Origin of the sequence: Roseateles paludis (genome assembly GCF_039872745.1) — a bacterium.
GTDB lineage: Bacteria > Pseudomonadota > Gammaproteobacteria > Burkholderiales > Burkholderiaceae_C > Pelomonas > Pelomonas paludis.
On the sequence record NZ_JBDPZD010000020.1, the window covers coordinates 1 to 1294 of the forward strand.

General features: G+C 67.3%; 2 protein-coding genes and 1 pseudogene. All 3 read left to right on the forward strand.

Annotated elements, in window-relative coordinates; genetic code table 11:
• Positions 1–453, forward strand: a 453-nt coding sequence (locus ABDJ85_RS20290; protein WP_347706627.1) for a MotA/TolQ/ExbB proton channel family protein, incomplete at its 5' end; no start/stop codon positions are given.
• Positions 454–459: 6 nt separating this feature from the next.
• A complete protein-coding gene (locus ABDJ85_RS20295) occupies positions 460–891 on the forward strand; it encodes an ExbD/TolR family protein (RefSeq protein WP_347706628.1) in 432 nt (143 codons plus the stop codon).
• A pseudogene (locus ABDJ85_RS20300) lies at positions 888–1294 on the forward strand (cell envelope integrity protein TolA); the annotation flags it as partial. The gene ABDJ85_RS20295 and the pseudogene ABDJ85_RS20300, both read left to right, overlap by 4 nt.

Consider the following 1294-nt stretch of genomic DNA (forward strand, 5'->3'; position numbering starts at 1 on the left):
CCGCTGGAGCGCATCTTTGGCTCCGGCATGAAGGAGTTTCTGAAGCTGCGCGAACGCCGCGTCACCGACCCCAGCAGCCTGCTTGACGGCGCCCGCCGCGCCATGCGCGCCAGCTACCAGCGCGAGCTGGACGCAATGGAGCAGAACCTCTCCTTCCTCGCCTCGGTCGGCTCCGTCTCGCCCTATGTGGGCCTGTTCGGGACCATCTGGGGGATCATGCACGCCTTCGTCAACCTGTCCAACCTGCAGCAGGTCACGCTCGCCACCGTGGCGCCCGGCATTGCCGAGGCCCTGATTGCCACTGCCATCGGACTCTTCGCCGCCATCCCAGCCGTGCTGGCCTACAACCGCTTTGCGCGCCAGATCGACCGCACCGCCATCACGCTGGAGACCTTCATCGAAGAGTTCTCCAACATCCTGCAGCGCAATGCAGGCAGCCCTGCCCAGAGCTGACCCGTCATGCCCGCCCTCTCCAGTCGCGGCGCGCGGCGCCGCACCATCAACGAGATCAACATGGTGCCCTTCATCGACGTGATGCTGGTGCTCTTGATCATCTTCATGGTCAGCGCGCCCCTGATCACCACGGGCCTGGTGGACCTGCCCTCCATCGGCAAGGCCAAGCAGCAGCCTGACCATGTGATCCAGATCATCGTCGGCACCGACGACCGCGTGCGCATCAAGCTCGACCAGTTGGAGCCTGAGAGCATCGCCTTCAACCGACTGGCCGAGCGGGTCAAGAAGGCCCAAGGCAAGGACGGCAACAGCCCGGTCGTCATCTCGGCCGACAAGTCCGTCAAGTACGAGTCCGTCGTCAAGGTGATGGACCTGCTGCAGTCGGCCGGCGTCACACGCATCGGCCTGGCCGTGAAGAGCGGCGCTACGGGCGGATGAGCGCGGCCCTGCGTCCTCCTGAGTCCGCCGGCCTGGGGCGCGGCGTGCTGTTTGCGTTGCTCGCGCATGCGGCCCTGGTGGTCGCGCTGTCGGCCGGCGTCAGCTGGCGCAGCCGCACCACGCCCGCCTTCGAGGCCGAGCTTTGGGCCAGCGTGCCGCAGGTGGCTGCACCGCCCGAAGAAACCCCGCCACCGCCCACCGCCCGCAAGCCTGAACCCGAGCCCCCCAAGGCCGAAGCCCCGCAGCAGCGCGATGCCGACATCGTGGTGGCACGCGACAAGGCCCGCAAGGAGCGCGAAGAAGCCGAGCGCCGCAAGCAGGCCGAGCTCGACGCCAAGGCCGAGAAGGAGCGCAAGGACAAGCTCGAAAAGGACAAGAAGGACAAGGCCGAGCGCGCCGCCAA